This window comes from Mesorhizobium sp. B2-4-3 (genome assembly GCF_006442815.1).
Taxonomy (GTDB): domain Bacteria; phylum Pseudomonadota; class Alphaproteobacteria; order Rhizobiales; family Rhizobiaceae; genus Mesorhizobium.
In genome coordinates this window covers 170869-185615 of record NZ_VFVL01000004.1, presented here as the reverse complement: position 1 = coordinate 185615, position 14747 = coordinate 170869, and the positions used below count along the sequence as shown (strand labels likewise).

The window sequence follows — 14747 nt, the reverse complement described above, 5'->3', positions numbered from 1 at the left end:
ACGCGCTTTAGTGCAGGGTCGCTTCCCGCTGCCCGGTCACAAAACCCACTGCGCGCGCGACCACATCCTTGTCCGCGAGGATACGGCGGTGGCCAAGCCCGTCGGCCCAATGCAGGTGGACATGCTCGCCGGCGCCCGCGTAACGCTTCGCATGCTCGGCATGGACTTCACGATCGTCCGAAGCGTGGATGATCAATGTCGGCACCGACGCCTCCACGAGCTGGCGGTCGCCGGTGAACTCGCTGAGTGGCCGGCCCGACAGATGCTTTACCCGATCCGCCATGGCGACGCGGGAGCGCGGCCCGACATTCATCATATCGCTGAAGTCGTCGAAGATTGCCGGCAGCGAGCTCGGCGCGGCAATCAGCACCAGCTTTTGCGCCGCAAGCGGCGGCATGTCCTTGACCGATGCGGCAACGGCATTGGCGGCAATCGCGCCGCCGAAGGAATGGCCGACGACGGCGGCAAAGGGGCCGAACCATTCGCCGGCGACCCGCGCCGCGTCCACGGCTGTCACCATGTTGAGATGGCGGCCGAGCGAATGGCCATGCCCTGGCAGGTCGAGCGAGACGACCTTGTAGCCGGCGCCGCAAAACCCTTCGATCAGGGCGCGCATATATTCGGTGCGCGAACGCCAGCCATGGATTACGAGCACCGTTCCGCGCGGCTCCCTGCCCGGCTCCGGGCGGAATTCATGCACCGCCACGCAGTCCGTTCTGGTCTTCAGCCGGTGGTGGCGCGCCTCGGCCATGAAATCCGAGGCGCGTTCGACAGCGCGACGCTCACCGTCGCTCAAGGATTTGACATTGGGTGTGCGGCAAAACAATTCGAATGCGGCGCGGCCGCCGAGACGCGGCATGACATGCTCGGCCGCGCCAAAGACGCCGCGGATGACCTTCAATCCAAATGATGCCATATTGGCGATCCATCCATTCGTTCAAGCATGAACATAATAGTTCAAACATGAACATTAAACAAGAGCTGCCCTGGGACAATCCTCGCTTTCGCAACTGGGTTGCGGTGGCGCGCGCCTGCCATGTGCTGGAGCGCACGCTGGCGGTGAAGCTCGCCCCGCTCGATCTCAAGCCGGCGCAGCTCGACGTGCTGATGAACCTCTATCGCCACCCCGGCATGTCGCAGCACGACCTTGCCCGCAAGCTGCTCGTCGGCCGCTCCAACATCACCATGCTGTTGCCGCAGCTGGAAGCCCGCGGCCTGCTGCGGCGCGAAGGCGACGAGAAGGACAAGCGGGTGCTGAGGCTGAACCTCACCGAGGCGGGCGAAGCCCTGCTGATGAAGGCGCTGAAGGTTCACATGGCGCTGATCGAGAAGGCGATGAGCCAGTCGACGCCGGAGCAGTGCGACATGATCGGCGAGCAGATGCGCAAGATCGCCGACGTGCTGAAGGAAGCCTGAGCCGGCTTCCGATTACCACATGGTTTTCTTCGCCCGCTCCGGCCATTCCTTGTCATAGGCCTCGGCATCGATGTTCTTGCGGCTTGTGACCTCGAGGATCTGGCCGGGCGTCGGCAGCGACTTCGGATCGACATGCCTGGCCGGGTTCCAGAGCTCGGAGCGCACGATGGCGCGGGCGCATTGGAAATAGACCGTGTCGACATCGATGACGGTGACCGAGCGAGCCGGCTTGCCGTCGACCGTGAAGGACGCGCAAAGCCCGGCATCGGTTGTGATATGAGCGCGGCCGTTGACGCGCAGCGTGGTGCCCGAGCCCGGCACCAGAAAGAGCAGCCCGACGCGCGGATCGCGAATGATGTTCTTCAGCGAATCGGCGCGGTTGTTGCCGCGCCTATCCGGCATCATCAGCGTCTTGTCGTCGACGATGCGTACGAAGCCCCCGAGATCGCCGCGTGGCGAGCAGTCGAGCCCCTCAGGACCGCTGGTCGCCAGCGCCACGAAGGGCGATGCCTCGATGAAGGCGGCATATTCGGGAATCACATGGTCGAGTTCCTTGACCGTCGAAGCTTCGCCGGGCAGCCCATAGAGCGCTTCGAGCTGTTCGACCGTGGTAATCTCAGACATTTTCCCGCCTCCGAACCTTTGCCGGCGTTACCCCAACTCTATGACGTCCTCGCGACGTGCCAAACCTGACAATCAGGAAACGGGTGTCGACACGATGATTTCCGGCGCAAACCGTGTTCACCGTACAAAACGGACGCGGAGATCGACATGGACAAAGCAGTTGAGCGGCAAAGCACCGCCATGGAACTTCTCGAAAACATGTTCGACGTTGAAATGCGATTCCTGCAATCGGAGTCGGGCAACATCGAGATGCTGACCAGCGCCTTCCACAGGGATGTCGTCGTGCATGAACCGCGCTCACTGCCCTATGCCGGCGACTGGAACGGCCTTGAAGGCATCGCCGCTCTTTTCCAGACGATGCACGAAAGCTGGAGCGGTGTTGCGGTGGAGAACCTTCAGGCGGCGCAAAAAGATGACGTCGTCTTTATGAGCTGCACGCTTTCGCTGACGGCGCGAGCCAACGGCGTGACGATAAAGCAGCCGTTTGCCGAAGTCCTGCGCTTCAGGAATGGTCGGCTGATTGAAGGCACACCCTTCTACTACGACACCAGCGAGATCCTGGCAGCCCTGGCCAAGCCGAAAGACGCGGACAGGATGGCCTAGCGGTCGCGGCTCAGCCCCTTCTCCTGGAGTTCCGCGAGATAGGCATTCCAGCGCTCGTCCTTTTCGTGGCCGAGCGTGTGCAGATAGCTCCAGGTGAAGATGCCGGTGTCGTGGAAGTCGTCGAAGGTAATGCGCACCGCATAGTTGCCGACCGGCTCGATCTTGAGGATCGCGACATTGCGCTTGCCGGGCACGGTGACGCGCTGCTCCGGCGAATGGCCCTGCACCTCCGCCGACGGCGAGGCCACGCGCAGGAATTCCGCCGGCAATTCGAACGGTTGGTGGCCGGGGAAGGTCACGGTCAAGAGCTTGCGGTCCTTCGAGACCCTGAGTTCCTTTGGCGCGGTCATGGCTGTCCTGTCTGGGTTGCGCCCTTACCTACGCCGCTTCGCTCGATCCGAAAAGGATCATTAGGAAGCAGCCGACACGCGATGTCGGTCGGGGAATGTTACCAAAGATCGAGACCTTCTATCTTGAATGCGGCATTGGATCGTATCACATAGCTGTATATAACGAAGCCGCTCAGGCCATGGGAAACGCTTGCAAATGGACATGATCGACCCCTTCGGTCGCACGATCAGCTACCTGCGCGTGTCGGTTACCGACCGCTGCGATTTCCGCTGCACCTATTGCATGGCCGAGGACATGACCTTCCTGCCGAAGAAGGATCTGCTGTCGCTGGAAGAGCTCGACCGGCTCTGCACCGTTTTCATCGAGAAAGGCGTGAAGAAGCTGCGGCTGACCGGCGGCGAGCCGCTGGTGCGCAAGAACATCATGCATCTGGTGCGCCAGCTGTCGCGGCATCTGGAAAGCGGCGCTCTGGAAGAGCTGACGCTGACCACCAACGGCTCGCAGCTTTCGCGCTTCGCCGCCGAGCTCGCCGACTGCGGCGTCAAGCGCATCAACGTCTCGCTCGACACGCTCGATGCCGGCAAATTCCACCAGATCACGCGCTGGGGCAATCTCGGCAAGGTCATGGAAGGCATCGATGCCGCGCAGAAGGCCGGGCTGAAGATCAAGCTCAATGCGGTTGCGCTACGCGACTTCAACGACGCCGAGATTCCCGAGCTGATGCGCTGGGCGCATGGCCGCGGCATGGATCTCACCCTCATCGAGACGATGCCGATGGGCGAGATCGAGGCCGACCGCACCGACCAGTATCTGCCGCTGTCGCTGCTGCGCGCCTCGCTGGAGCGCCAGTTCACGCTCGCCGACATCCCCTACAAGACCGGCGGTCCCGCCCGCTATGTCCATGTCACGGAGACCGGCGGCCGGCTCGGCTTCATCACGCCGATGACGCACAATTTCTGCGAAAGCTGCAACCGCGTGCGCCTGACCTGCACCGGCACGCTCTATATGTGCCTAGGCCAGGAAGACGCGGCCGATCTCCGGGCGCCGCTGCGCGCCTCCGAAGGCAACGAGCTGCTCGACGCGGCAATCGACGAAGCCATCGGCCGCAAGCCCAAGGGCCATGATTTCATCATCGACCGCCGCACCAGCCGTCCTTCGGTATCGCGGCATATGAGCGTCACCGGCGGCTGATTTTTTCTCCGGCTTGATGCATGATCGCTCCCGATCATCGACCAAAGGGGGGATCATGCAACATCTGCATCGTATCGACTTGTTTTCCGCGCTTCTGTTCTTGTCGACGAACTTGACGACAACGGCGCTGGCCAAGCCGTTCACTTATGTCAATGCGCGCTTCGGCACGGTGTGCGCTTTTCCGGACCAGATCTTCACCGAGCGCATGCCCGAGCCCGAAAATGGCGACGGCCTGGAGTGGCACAGCGCCGACGGCGCCAGCGTGGCCTGTTACGGCAGCTACAATGCGCTCGACGACACGCCCAAGAGCCTCGTCGAGAATGAAAAAACGAGCCCCGAGCCAGGCGAGAAAGTAACCTACAGCAAGACCGGCAAGAACTGGGCGGTGCTGTCTGGCACGAAGGGTGACAAAATCTTTTATCGGCGAAGCGTGTTCGGCAAAGAGGACGTAATCCATAGCGTCTTCATTGAGTATCCCGCGGCACTCAAGGCAAAATACGATCCGCTGGTCGGAGCCATCGGCGCCAGCCTGCACGAAGCGTCCGGGCCACACTGGAAATAAACCATCCACACCACCTTCCGTCCGATTTACCCCCGACCTTTTCCAGCCTAGCCTCTGCCTTGCGATTTTCGCTCTAGGGGGAGTGCACATGCGCACATTCATGCTTTCGCTTGCAATGCTTGGGGTTGCTTCCGTATCGGCCGCGGCTCAGTCGATCGGCGGCACCTATACCGTCGCCGGCACGAATTTCGACGGTTCCAAATATGGCGGCGAGGCAACCATCACGCTGACCAGCGACACGACCTGCACGATCCACTGGGAAACCGGCGGCTCGACCTCGGACGGCATCTGCATGCGTAACGACAATGCATTTTCCGCCGGCTACGCGATGGGCAAGGAAATCGGTCTCGTCGTCTACAAGATCGAGAAGGACGGCTCCCTGCACGGGCTATGGACCATCGCCGGCCAGAACGGCAACGGCACCGAAGTTCTGACGCCGAAGTAAGCCTTCCAAAGCTCCGCAAATCGATCTCATGGGCCACGCGGAAATTCGTGGCCCATTTCTTTGCCGTTGCTGTTTTCCGGCTGCCTGCTAGACGGCTGAATTAAAATAAATCCGGAAACGCCCTTGCCCCTCTCGCCAAATCTGCGCGGCGCGCTGTTCATGATCGTGGCCATGGTCGGCTTCACCTTGAACGATGCGATCACCAAATTCTCGTCCGAATCGATGAACATGGCGCAGGTCATGCTGGTGCGCGGCGCCTTCGCGTCCCTGTTCGTCGGTCTGCTGGCCTGGCGGCGCGGCGCGCTTGCCAATCCGGCAGCCATGCTGCAGCCGATGGTGGCGACGCGCGTGGCGGGCGAAGCCGGCGCCACGGTATCGTTCCTGATCGCGCTTGCGCATTTGCCGATCGCCAACGTCTCGGCCGTGCTGCAGGCGCTGCCGCTGGCGGTGACCATGGGCGCGGCGCTGTTCTTCGGCGAAGGCGTCGGCTGGCGGCGCTGGCTTGCCATTGCGGTCGGCTTCGCCGGCGTGATGATCATCGTGCGGCCGGGCTTCGAGGGCTTCAGCGTCTATTCGCTGCTGGCATTGACCAGCGTCGCCTGCTGCGCGGTGCGCGATCTCGCCACCAAGCGCATTCCCGAGGCGATCCCGACCATGCTGGTGTCGACGGCGACCGCGCTTGCCATGACGGTTCTCGGTGCGCTGCTTTTGTCGCCAATGGGCGGCTGGACTCCGATGAGCGGCCGAGCGACCGCGCTTCTGGCGCTTGCGGCGGTGCTGGTGCTCATCGGCTATCAATTCATCATCATGGCGATGCGCTCGGGCGACATCTCCTTCATCGCGCCCTTCCGCTACACCGCCCTGCTCTGGTCGATCCTGCTCGGCCTCGTCATCTTCGGCGACGTCCCAGACCTGCCCATGATCGTCGGTGCAGTCATCATCATCGGCTCCGGCCTCTATGCGCTCTACCGCGAGCGGGTCGTCGGCAGGCGGCAACCTGCCGCCGAAAGCGCTGGACCCGACATGGCACCGGACGGCATATAGGCCGATGGACCGACATGTTGCGGGGATCATTCTGGCGGGAGGCCAGTCGCGCCGGATGGGCGGCGGCGACAAGCCGTTGCTCTCGCTGGGTAATGGCAGGCTGATCGATCATGTCGCCCGCCGATTGAAGCCGCAGGTCGCGACCCTGGGGCTCAACGCGAATGGCGATCCGGCGCGGTTTGCCGCCCTGGACCTGCCGGTGCTGGAAGATACGGTGCCCGGCCACGCCGGACCGCTGGCGGGCATTCTCACCGGCCTCGAATGGGCGACGACGCAAACGAGCTGCCGGTGGCTGATGAGTGCCGCCGGCGACACGCCGTTCTTTCCCGACGACCTCGTCGAGCGCCTGGTCGCGGCAGTTCACGACCGGCCTGGCGCGATCGCCGTCGCCAGTTCGGACGGCAGATGGCACCCGACCTTCGCGCTCTGGCCGCTCGGCCTGCGCGACGCCTTGCATCATTTCCTGGTCGACGAGGACAACCGGCGGGTTTCGGCCTTCATGGGGCGCCATGGTCATGTCGAGGTCGAATTCTCCATGATCGAGGCTGGCAACCAGAAGATCGATCCGTTCTTCAACATCAACACGCCGAACGACCTTGCGGTGGCGGAGCGTCTGTTGCAAAGCCTCGGGCCATGAGACGCGTATTCGGCATCACCGGCTGGAAGAACTCCGGCAAGACGACCCTGACGGAAAAGCTGGTCACCGAACTGGTGGCGCGCGGCTGGACGGTTTCGACGGTGAAGCACGCTCACCATGACTTCGACATCGACAAGCCGGGCGCCGACAGCTTCCGCCATCGGCAGGCGGGCGCCGCCGAGGTCGCGATCGTCTCCGACCGGCGCTGGGCGCTGATGCACGAATTGCGTGGAAAGAACGAACCGACGCTGGACGACATCCTGGCGCGGCTGACGCCCTCGGATATCGTGCTGGTCGAAGGCTATAAGCGCGAAGCGCACAAGAAGATTGAGGCAAGGCGGCTCGAGGCCAAGGACCGGACGCCGCTTTCGGCCAATGATCCCAACATTGTCGCCATTGCCGCCGACTTTACAGTCGAAGGCGAAACGTTGCCGGTTTTCGATCTCAATGACACGAAATCGATAGCCGACTTTGTCGAGCGCAGCACAGGTCTCGTGGCTCAAACCAAGTAACGCAGCGGCACATCCTGATTGTCGTTTGGCGTTGATTTGCAGTTGCTTTTTTCTTGGAAAGAGTGGGAGTATCCGCCTCAGCGGGCGGTAAAGAAGCTCCGCCCACAAGAGCCGCACGGGACAGCGGCCATGACAATATGAGAGGATTATCATGCGTATTGCACTGCGTATCGCGCTTGCCGCTTCGGCCGCGCTGCTGACACTTGGCGTCGCCCAGGCTCAGGAAAAGACCCTGAGGATCGGCACCGAAGGCGCGTATCCGCCCTTCAACAACCTGACCTCGGACGGCCAGCTGGTCGGCTTCGACATCGATATCGCCAAGGCGCTCTGCGACGAGATGAAGGTGAAGTGCACCTTCGTCGCGCAGGATTGGGACGGCATCATCCCGGCGCTCCAGGCCGGCAAGTTCGACGCCATCGTCGCCTCGATGTCGATCACGCCCGAGCGCGCCGAGAAGGTCGACTTCACCCACAAATACTACAACACCCCGTCGGCCATCGCCGTGCCGAAGGATTCGCCGCTCAAGGGCGTGACCAAGGAAGACCTCGCCGGCAAGAACATCGGCGTCGCCACCACGACCACGCATTACAACTATGCTTCGAAGACCTACACCGACAGCACCATCAAGGGCTATCCGAGCAGCCCTGAGGAACAGGCCGACCTCGCCAATGGCCGTCTCGACGCCATCGAGGACGACATCGTCGTGCTGCAGCAGTGGCTGGATTCGCCGGACGGCGCCTGCTGCAAGATCCTCGGCCAGCCTTCGCCGCAGCCGGTCGATATCTTCGGACCGGGCGCCGGCATCGCCGTGCGCAAGGGCGAGACCGATCTGGTCAACAAGCTGAACGAAGCGATCGACACCATCCGCAAGAACGGAAAATACAAGGAAATCAACGACAAGTACTTCAAGTTCGACGTCTACGGCGCCGAATCCTGATCGACAAGCCAAGGGCGGCGAGGAATCCCTCGCTGCCCTTAAATCCTTCCGGGATCGCCACGGAGACACGACCCGTCAATGCCGGCCCAAAGCATTTGGACACTTCTCAGCTGGGGACCGGATGGCTGGAGTGACGACATTGCGTCTGGCGTTCTGGTCACCATTGCGCTGGCGCTTGCCACACTGCCGATTGGCTTGGTGATCGGCTTTTTCGTCGCCTTCGCCAAGCAGCACGAAGAGCCGTCGCTGCGCCTGGCGGGCAACATCTACACCACGGTCTTTCGCGGTCTGCCCGAACTGGTGACCCTGTTCCTGTTCTTCTTCGGCATGCCGCTTCTCCTGCAATATGTCGTGCGGTTGTTCAATCCCGACGCGACGATCGACGTCAACAGCTTCATCGCCGGTATGATCGTGTTGTCGCTGATCTTCTCTTCCTATGCCAGCGAGGTCTTTCTCTCCGCGTTCCGTGCCATTCCGAAAGGCCAGTATGAGGGCGGCTACGCCATTGGCCTGTCGAAATGGCAGACGATGCGGCTGGTGATCCTGCCGCAACTGATACGCATCGCTTTTCCAGGCCTGGAGAATTGCTGGCTGAGCCTGCTCAAGGACACATCCCTGGTCTCGGTGGTCAATCTGGCCGAGACCTTGCGCCAGTCCGGTGTCGCGGCGCGCGTCACCAAGCATTCCTTCCTCTTCTACAGCGTCGCGGCGCTGATCTTCCTGGCGCTGGCCGTCCTGTCGTCGATCGCCACGAGCTACATCCTGCGCTATCTCGGACGGAGGGAAGCGCGATGAGCGCCAGCCAGGCCATTGCGATCGACAGGCCGCCGCCGCAAGCGCGAGGCTGGTCGCGAGCCCGTATCCTCGGCTACGCGCTGGTCGGCGTCTGGGTGCTGTTCGGCGCCGGCATCGTCGCCTATCTGGTCTATGCCTGGAACGCCGAGTTCTTCGCCAGATACGCCCCAGCTTATCTGCAGGGCCTGGGAACCACCCTGTCGCTGGTCGCCATCTCGATGATCCTTGGCGCAATCCTGTCGCTTCCGGTCGCCTATGGCCGCATGTCGAAGCACCCGATCCTGTCCGGGCTTGCCTATTGCTATGTCTATTTCTTCCGCGGCACGCCGCTGCTCGTGCAAACCTACCTGGTCTATTACGGCGTCGGCTCCTTCCGGCCCGAGCTTGAGACGGTCGGGCTGTGGTGGTTCTTCCGCGAAGCCTTCTATTGCGGCGTCTTTGCCTTCTCGCTCAACACCGCCGCCTATCAGGCCGAAATTCTGCGCGGTGCCATCGAGAGCGTGCCGCGCGGCCAGTGGGAAGGTGCGGCTTCGCTCGGCCTCCACAAATTGCAGACGCTGCGCAAAGTGGTCCTGCCCCAGGCGATCATCGTCGCGCTGAGGCCCTATGGCAACGAGCTCATCCTGATGATCAAGGCTTCAGCCATCGTTGCCATCATCACGGTCTACGACCTGATGGGCAACGCCAAGCTCGCCTACGCAAAATCCTTCGACATCCAGGCCTATATCTGGGTGGCGGTAGTCTATCTGGTGATGGTCGAGATCCTGCGCCACGGCGTCGAATGGATCGAGCGCCGCATCACCATCCATCTGCATCGGTAGATTGCCGCCCGGCCGTCTGCACCAGCCGAAGTGGCTCTGCGTGCCTTGACGAATTTTTCGCATGGCCTAGACCTTCCGCCACTGGAAACTGTGTTTTGTTGGAAGGCAGGCTATGGCATCGGTGGCATTTCTCGGTCTTGGCGTCATGGGCCATCCGATGGCCGGGCACCTCAGGAACAAGGGCGGCCATGACGTCACCGTCTACAACCGCACCAACGCAAAGGCCGAGCAGTGGGTGGCCCAGCATGGCGGCAAACTGGCGCTGACGCCGGCCGAAGCGGCCGAAGACAAGGACTTCGTCTTCTCCTGCGTCGGCAATGACGATGATCTGCGCTCGGTCACCACAGGTGCGAACGGCGCCTTCGCCGCGATGAAGAAAGGCGCCATCTTCATCGACAACACCACTGCCTCGGCCGAGGTCGCGCGCGAGCTTGACGAAGCCGCGCGCAAGGCGGGTTTCTCCTTCCTCGACGCGCCGGTGTCCGGCGGCCAGGCCGGCGCCGAGAACGGCGTGCTGACCGTCATGGTCGGCGGCGATGAGGCCGCCTTCGACAAGGCGAGGCCCGTCATCGACGCCTACGCCCGCATGGTCGGCCTGATGGGATCGGCGGGTGCCGGCCAGCTGACGAAAATGATCAACCAGATCGCCATTGCCGGCCTCGTCCAGGGGCTGGCCGAAGGCATCCATTTCGGCAAGAAGGCGGGGCTCGACATCGAGAAGGTGATCGAGGTGATCTCCAAGGGAGCGGCCGGCTCCTGGCAGATGGAGAACCGCCACAAGACGATGAATGCCGGCAAATATGATTTCGGCTTCGCCGTCGACTGGATGCGCAAGGATCTCGGCATCTGCCTGGCGGAGGCCAACCGCAACGGCGCCAAGCTGCCGGTGACGGCGCTTGTCGACCAGTTCTACAAGGATGTGCAGGACATGGGCGGCAAGCGCTGGGACACGTCCTCGCTGCTTGCACGCCTCGAAAAATAGGCAACGCCATGCCCCTGCCCGATCCGAGCTGGAGCGCCGACGACATCGTCGCTCATTTGCGCGCGATCGGCACCGAGGCGAACCGGGCAGGCATGGCGCGCTTCGGCATCAACACCACGAGCGCGCTCGGCGTCGGCAATTCGCAATTGCGGCCGCTGGCGCGCAAGTTGAAGAAGAACCACGAGCGATCGCTTCTGCTGTGGGACAGCGGTGTCCGCGAAGCGCGGCTGATGGCGGCCTTCACCGGCGAGCCGAACAAGGTCGGCATCGATCAATGCCGGCGCTGGGCGGCGGATTTCGACAGCTGGGAGATCGTCGACACAGTCGCGGACCTGTTCGCCGAAACGCCGTTATGGCGCGAACTGATCGACGAGTTTGCCGAAGACGAGCGCGAATTCGTCCGCCGCACCGCCTTCGCCATGCTGGCCTGGAGCGCGGTGCATCTCAAGAAAGAGCCGGATGCGACTTTTCTTGCCCATCTGCCGCTGATCGAGAAACATGCCGGCGACCCGCGCAATTTCGTCCGCAAGGCGGTCAATTGGGCGTTGCGGCAGATCGGCAAGCGGTCGATGAGCCTGCACGCCCCTGCCCTTGCGCTGGCGAAAAAACTGGCGGCATCGCCCGACAAGACGGCACGCTGGATCGGCAAGGATGCAGTGAAGGAACTGACCGATGCCAGACAGATCGAAAGGCTCGCAGCCGCAAAACCCTGACCTTGCCGGTATTCGCTTCGTCGAGGTAACGCCGGAGACGCGCGCCGGCTTCGAGAACCTGTTCGAGCAGCCGGGCGCGCCGAAATATTGCTGGTGCATGGCCTGGCGCCATTCCAGCCGCGAGCACAGTGAGAACGATGAGAAGAAGCGCATGATGATGGCGCTCATCGATGCCGGCACCCCGGTCGGCATCGTCGCCGAGTTGGGCGGCAGACCAGTCGGCTGGTGCTCGGTCGCGCCGCGCGAAACCTACCGGAAACTTTCGAAGCAGCAGAACGACACCGAAACCGACATATGGTCGATCGTCTGCTTCTATGTGCCGAGGGCTTTGCGCGGCGGCGGGCTGGCTTCCGCCCTGCTCGATGCGGCGATCGACCATGCCTTCCGCAAAGGCGCACGCATCATCGAGGCCTATCCCGTCGACGAGGCGGCGCCGAGCTATCGCTTCATGGGTTTTCGCGACATGTTCGTCGCGCGAGGCTTCCATGAAATCGGCACCGCCGGCACGCGCCGGCATGTGATGCGGTTGAGCCGTTGAGCCTGGACCGCTCACGACGCTTTTACTCGATTCCGCAAATCGACTGGCGGAGGATGGAGCGGCCATGAACAAGCGTTTCAGATCGTGCGCGACGCTGGTCGCCGGGCTGCTCTTCGCTGCCTCGGGAGCCGATGCCGCGGCCGATGTCGCGCATATCCTGTGGAAGGACCTGCGTCCAGCCACGCAAGCCGTTGCCGAGGACGCGAACCTGCCGATGATCGCGGCAAAACTGCCAGACCACGGTGAGACCTTGTCGCTCAATCTGCAGGACAAGACGATACAATTAGCCGGCTATGCATTGCCAGTCGATCGCGATGGCGACCTTGTCTACCAGTTCCTGCTGGTGCCGTGGACGGGCGCCTGCAGCCACATGCCGACGCCGCCGCCGAACCAGATCGTGCTGGTGACGCCGGCGCATCCCTACAAAATGAAAGAGACCTACGAGCCGGTCGCCGTCACCGGCGTGCTGAAGCCTGGCATGGAAAAGAGCCAGCTCTTCATCCTCGACGGCGTCTCGATCGTCCAGTCGGGCTACACGGTGCGCAAGGCCGAGGTGGTGAGCGTCGACAGCGTGCCGGACACCGTCACGCTGCCGGTCAACTCGCCGTGGAATTTCCTCAACAAAAACAATAACTAAGCTCGCCGCGCCACTCAAATGCGGGAATCGGCGAGCACCCTGTGATCACGCGGCGTTCGCGCCCGATTCCTTGTCCAGAACCATGTAGTCGAGCGGGATTTCGGTCGTGTATTTGATCTGCTCCATGGCGAAGGACGAGGAGACGTCGCGGATCTCGATCTTGGCGATCAACCGCTTGTAGAAAGCGTCATAGGCGGCGATATCCGGAACCACCACGCGCAGCAGGTAATCGACATCACCGCTCATGCGGTAGAACTCGACCACTTCCGGGAATTCCTGGATGACCTCGGAGAAGCGCCGCAGCCATTCATGGCTGTGCGAATTGGTGCGGATCGAGACGAAGACGGTGACGCGCACATTGACCTTCACATGGTCGAGAATGGCAACGCGCCGCTGGATGACGCCCTCCTCCTCGAGCTTCTGGATGCGCCGCCAGCACGGCGTGGTCGACAGGCCAACTTTCTTGGCGACATCGGCGACCGCGAGCGTCGCGTCCTCCTGCAGGAGGCGGAGAATTTTTCTGTCGAGACGATCCATGGGAAGCTCCAGGGGAATAGTTTGGCTATAATCCCTTTTATCCAAGCCTTTCACAAGAAAGAAATTCTGCCGATGGCGGCAAAAGCGAGTGATTTCTTGCAAGATGCCTAATCGATGCGATAGCGGATTTCCGACCTCAGGAAGGGCAGCAAATCCATTTCAAACCAGGGATTCTTCTTCAGCCAGCCGGTGTTTCGCCAAGATGGATGCGGCAGCGGCAGCACTTTGGGGACGGCCGGTCCATCCCATATGGCGCGCCAGTTCCTGACTGTCTCGGTCAGCGACGGCAGGCGTGTCGTGCCCATATGCCAGGCCTGCGCATAGCCGCCGATGGTCAGAACCAGGTCGATCTGCGGCATCAGCGCCATCAATTGAGCGCGCCAGGCTGGCGCGCATTCGCGGCGCGGCGGCAGGTCGCCACCCTTGGCGTCCTGTCCAGGAAAACAAAAGCCCATCGGAACGATGGCGAATTTTTCGGTGTCGTAGAACTCGTCGTTGCTCACACCGAGCCAGCTTCTCAGCCGGTCTCCGGAGGCGTCGGTGAACGGCGCGCCCGACAAATGCACTTTTGTGCCCGGCGCCTGGCCGGCAAGCAGGACCCGCGCGGTGGAGGACGGCTGCAGCACCGGCCGTGGCTCATGCGGCAAATGCCGGCCGTGCGGCTCCTCGACGCAGATCCGGCAGGCCCTCACCCTGGCGGTGAGGCGCTCCAGCGCTTCTCTCATATCAGGCTGACTATCCAATCGCTGTCGCTCAGGCTGTCGCGCTGGGCCGGCTTGTCAGCGCCGCGTACCAGCGCAGCACGTTCGTGCACTCCTCCGGTACCCTGATGCGGGCCGGCTTCATGAAATCGATGGCGATCATGCCGGTGATGTCGGCGACCGAATAGACATCACCGGCGGCGAATTCGCGCTCCGCCAGCTCGCGGTCAAGGAGGTGCAGGAATTCGATCGCTTTCGGTTTGTTGGCCTCGCCCCATTCCGGGATTTGCGGCACTTCCCACTCCTTCATCGCAGGATGGATGTGCCGGAACGCGGCGGCGACGCTGGCCATCAGGTTCAGTTCCATGCGTCGCTGCCACATCTCCACCATCGCCTTGCCGAGCGCGCCCGTGCCGAACAGCGCCGGCTCGGGGTGCAATTCCTCGAAATAGCGGCAAATGGCGATCGATTCGGTGATGATGGTGCCGTCGTCGAGCTCGAGCACAGGCAGGCGCCGCAGCGGATTGCGCTCGGCCACCTGCTCGCCTCGATGCTCCAGAGCGCCCATGTCGACGGGCACCAGCGGGACCGTCAGCCCCTTCTCGGCAAGGAAGACACGCACGCGCCGGGGGTTGGGCGCACGGCCGCCATCGAATAACTTCATTCCGTCCTCCAGCTTCTCCACCGGATCATAGGCGGCT

At 62.5% G+C, this 14747-nt stretch carries 21 protein-coding genes; 15 read left to right on the top strand and 6 right to left on the bottom strand.

Annotated elements, in window-relative coordinates; translation table 11 throughout:
- Positions 1–7 precede the first annotated feature (7 nt).
- A complete protein-coding gene (locus tag FJ956_RS06510) occupies positions 8–916 on the bottom strand; it encodes an alpha/beta hydrolase (RefSeq protein WP_140672923.1) in 909 nt (302 codons plus the stop codon).
- Positions 917–963: 47 nt separating this feature from the next.
- Between FJ956_RS06510 and FJ956_RS06505 the strand changes: the two genes are divergently transcribed.
- Entirely contained in the window at positions 964–1416 is a 453-nt protein-coding gene (locus tag FJ956_RS06505) for a MarR family transcriptional regulator (RefSeq protein ID WP_027169363.1), read from the top strand.
- A gap of 12 nt (positions 1417–1428) precedes the next feature.
- On the opposite strand, the gene FJ956_RS06500 is transcribed toward FJ956_RS06505, so the two are convergent.
- Positions 1429–2040, bottom strand: coding sequence for a pyridoxamine 5'-phosphate oxidase family protein (locus FJ956_RS06500; RefSeq protein WP_140672922.1), 612 nt, complete (start codon positions 2038–2040; stop codon positions 1429–1431).
- A gap of 147 nt (positions 2041–2187) precedes the next feature.
- On the opposite strand from FJ956_RS06500, the gene FJ956_RS06495 reads away from it, so the two are divergent.
- Positions 2188–2643, top strand: coding sequence for a nuclear transport factor 2 family protein (locus FJ956_RS06495; protein WP_140672921.1), 456 nt, complete (start codon positions 2188–2190; stop codon positions 2641–2643).
- Here FJ956_RS06495 and FJ956_RS06490 read toward each other — a convergent pair.
- Positions 2640–2993, bottom strand: a complete 354-nt coding sequence (locus FJ956_RS06490; RefSeq protein ID WP_140672920.1) for a DUF971 domain-containing protein — start codon at positions 2991–2993, stop codon at positions 2640–2642. The two genes, FJ956_RS06495 and FJ956_RS06490, sit on opposite strands and share 4 nt — an antisense overlap.
- A 196-nt stretch (positions 2994–3189) precedes the next feature.
- Here FJ956_RS06490 and moaA point away from each other — a divergent pair, with 196 nt between their 5' ends.
- The 13 genes from moaA to FJ956_RS06425 all read left to right on the top strand — a co-directional run bounded on the left by moaA (position 3190) and on the right by FJ956_RS06425 (position 12808).
- A complete protein-coding gene (moaA, locus tag FJ956_RS06485) occupies positions 3190–4185 on the top strand; it encodes a GTP 3',8-cyclase MoaA (protein ID WP_140672919.1) in 996 nt (331 codons plus the stop codon).
- A 55-nt stretch (positions 4186–4240) separates the two neighbouring features.
- Positions 4241–4747: a hypothetical protein gene (locus FJ956_RS06480; RefSeq protein WP_140672918.1), complete on the top strand. Its 507-nt coding sequence runs from the start codon at positions 4241–4243 to the stop codon at positions 4745–4747.
- An 88-nt stretch (positions 4748–4835) separates the two neighbouring features.
- Complete coding sequence (locus FJ956_RS06475; RefSeq protein WP_140672917.1) at positions 4836–5192, top strand: hypothetical protein; 357 nt, start codon at positions 4836–4838, stop codon at positions 5190–5192.
- Between the two features lie 123 nt (positions 5193–5315).
- Positions 5316–6236: a DMT family transporter gene (locus FJ956_RS06470; RefSeq protein WP_140672916.1), complete on the top strand. Its 921-nt coding sequence runs from the start codon at positions 5316–5318 to the stop codon at positions 6234–6236.
- A gap of 4 nt (positions 6237–6240) precedes the next feature.
- Entirely contained in the window at positions 6241–6873 is a 633-nt protein-coding gene (mobA, locus tag FJ956_RS06465) for a molybdenum cofactor guanylyltransferase MobA (protein ID WP_140672915.1), read from the top strand.
- Complete coding sequence (gene mobB / locus FJ956_RS06460; protein ID WP_140672914.1) at positions 6870–7385, top strand: molybdopterin-guanine dinucleotide biosynthesis protein B; 516 nt, start codon at positions 6870–6872, stop codon at positions 7383–7385. The genes mobA and mobB overlap by 4 nt, the downstream gene beginning before the upstream one ends.
- A gap of 151 nt (positions 7386–7536) precedes the next feature.
- On the top strand, positions 7537–8322 hold the full coding sequence (locus FJ956_RS06455; protein WP_140672913.1) for an ABC transporter substrate-binding protein: 786 nt from the start codon (positions 7537–7539) through the stop codon (positions 8320–8322).
- Between the two features lie 78 nt (positions 8323–8400).
- Positions 8401–9117, top strand: coding sequence for an ABC transporter permease (locus FJ956_RS06450; protein WP_140672912.1), 717 nt, complete (start codon positions 8401–8403; stop codon positions 9115–9117).
- Entirely contained in the window at positions 9114–9938 is an 825-nt protein-coding gene (locus tag FJ956_RS06445) for an ABC transporter permease (RefSeq protein ID WP_140672911.1), read from the top strand. Before FJ956_RS06450 ends, FJ956_RS06445 begins: the two co-directional genes overlap by 4 nt.
- A gap of 112 nt (positions 9939–10050) precedes the next feature.
- The gene (locus FJ956_RS06440; RefSeq protein ID WP_140672910.1) at positions 10051–10920 is read left to right on the top strand and encodes an NAD(P)-dependent oxidoreductase; all 870 of its coding nucleotides are present in this window, start codon (positions 10051–10053) and stop codon (positions 10918–10920) included.
- Positions 10921–10928: 8 nt separating this feature from the next.
- A complete protein-coding gene (locus FJ956_RS06435; protein WP_140672909.1) occupies positions 10929–11633 on the top strand; it encodes a DNA alkylation repair protein in 705 nt (234 codons plus the stop codon).
- A complete protein-coding gene (locus tag FJ956_RS06430; RefSeq protein WP_140672908.1) occupies positions 11593–12171 on the top strand; it encodes a GNAT family N-acetyltransferase in 579 nt (192 codons plus the stop codon). Before FJ956_RS06435 ends, FJ956_RS06430 begins: the two co-directional genes overlap by 41 nt.
- A gap of 64 nt (positions 12172–12235) precedes the next feature.
- Entirely contained in the window at positions 12236–12808 is a 573-nt protein-coding gene (locus FJ956_RS06425; protein WP_140672907.1) for a DUF3299 domain-containing protein, read from the top strand.
- Positions 12809–12853: 45 nt separating this feature from the next.
- Here FJ956_RS06425 and FJ956_RS06420 read toward each other — a convergent pair whose 3' ends face one another.
- From FJ956_RS06420 to FJ956_RS06410, 3 genes are all read right to left on the bottom strand, one after another.
- A complete protein-coding gene (locus FJ956_RS06420; protein ID WP_140642616.1) occupies positions 12854–13345 on the bottom strand; it encodes an Lrp/AsnC family transcriptional regulator in 492 nt (163 codons plus the stop codon).
- Between the two features lie 107 nt (positions 13346–13452).
- Complete coding sequence (locus FJ956_RS06415) at positions 13453–14070, bottom strand: uracil-DNA glycosylase family protein (RefSeq protein WP_140672906.1); 618 nt, start codon at positions 14068–14070, stop codon at positions 13453–13455.
- 28 nt (positions 14071–14098) lie between these two features.
- Positions 14099–14710: a glutathione S-transferase gene (locus tag FJ956_RS06410; RefSeq protein ID WP_140672905.1), complete on the bottom strand. Its 612-nt coding sequence runs from the start codon at positions 14708–14710 to the stop codon at positions 14099–14101.
- Between the last annotated feature and the right edge of the window lie 37 nt (positions 14711–14747).

What these genes read in the sequence shown, in the direction of transcription:
- FJ956_RS06410 (WP_140672905.1), bottom strand. Translation starts at nt 14,710, where the DNA reads ATGAAGTTATTCGATGGCGGCCGTGCGCCCAACCCCCGGCGCGTGCGT.
- FJ956_RS06490 (WP_140672920.1), bottom strand. Translation starts at nt 2,993, where the DNA reads ATGACCGCGCCAAAGGAACTCAGGGTCTCGAAGGACCGCAAGCTCTTG.
- FJ956_RS06430 (WP_140672908.1), top strand. Translation starts at nt 11,593, where the DNA reads ATGCCAGACAGATCGAAAGGCTCGCAGCCGCAAAACCCTGACCTTGCC.
- FJ956_RS06495 (WP_140672921.1), top strand. Translation starts at nt 2,188, where the DNA reads ATGGACAAAGCAGTTGAGCGGCAAAGCACCGCCATGGAACTTCTCGAA.
- FJ956_RS06510 (WP_140672923.1), bottom strand. Translation starts at nt 916, where the DNA reads ATGGCATCATTTGGATTGAAGGTCATCCGCGGCGTCTTTGGCGCGGCC.
- FJ956_RS06425 (WP_140672907.1), top strand. Translation starts at nt 12,236, where the DNA reads ATGAACAAGCGTTTCAGATCGTGCGCGACGCTGGTCGCCGGGCTGCTC.
- mobB (WP_140672914.1), top strand. Translation starts at nt 6,870, where the DNA reads ATGAGACGCGTATTCGGCATCACCGGCTGGAAGAACTCCGGCAAGACG.
- FJ956_RS06420 (WP_140642616.1), bottom strand. Translation starts at nt 13,345, where the DNA reads ATGGATCGTCTCGACAGAAAAATTCTCCGCCTCCTGCAGGAGGACGCG.
- mobA (WP_140672915.1), top strand. Translation starts at nt 6,241, where the DNA reads ATGGACCGACATGTTGCGGGGATCATTCTGGCGGGAGGCCAGTCGCGC.
- FJ956_RS06500 (WP_140672922.1), bottom strand. Translation starts at nt 2,040, where the DNA reads ATGTCTGAGATTACCACGGTCGAACAGCTCGAAGCGCTCTATGGGCTG.
- FJ956_RS06505 (WP_027169363.1), top strand. Translation starts at nt 964, where the DNA reads ATGAACATTAAACAAGAGCTGCCCTGGGACAATCCTCGCTTTCGCAAC.
- FJ956_RS06455 (WP_140672913.1), top strand. Translation starts at nt 7,537, where the DNA reads ATGCGTATTGCACTGCGTATCGCGCTTGCCGCTTCGGCCGCGCTGCTG.
- FJ956_RS06480 (WP_140672918.1), top strand. Translation starts at nt 4,241, where the DNA reads ATGCAACATCTGCATCGTATCGACTTGTTTTCCGCGCTTCTGTTCTTG.
- FJ956_RS06415 (WP_140672906.1), bottom strand. Translation starts at nt 14,070, where the DNA reads ATGAGAGAAGCGCTGGAGCGCCTCACCGCCAGGGTGAGGGCCTGCCGG.
- FJ956_RS06450 (WP_140672912.1), top strand. Translation starts at nt 8,401, where the DNA reads ATGCCGGCCCAAAGCATTTGGACACTTCTCAGCTGGGGACCGGATGGC.
- moaA (WP_140672919.1), top strand. Translation starts at nt 3,190, where the DNA reads ATGGACATGATCGACCCCTTCGGTCGCACGATCAGCTACCTGCGCGTG.
- FJ956_RS06475 (WP_140672917.1), top strand. Translation starts at nt 4,836, where the DNA reads ATGCGCACATTCATGCTTTCGCTTGCAATGCTTGGGGTTGCTTCCGTA.
- FJ956_RS06445 (WP_140672911.1), top strand. Translation starts at nt 9,114, where the DNA reads ATGAGCGCCAGCCAGGCCATTGCGATCGACAGGCCGCCGCCGCAAGCG.
- FJ956_RS06435 (WP_140672909.1), top strand. Translation starts at nt 10,929, where the DNA reads ATGCCCCTGCCCGATCCGAGCTGGAGCGCCGACGACATCGTCGCTCAT.
- FJ956_RS06440 (WP_140672910.1), top strand. Translation starts at nt 10,051, where the DNA reads ATGGCATCGGTGGCATTTCTCGGTCTTGGCGTCATGGGCCATCCGATG.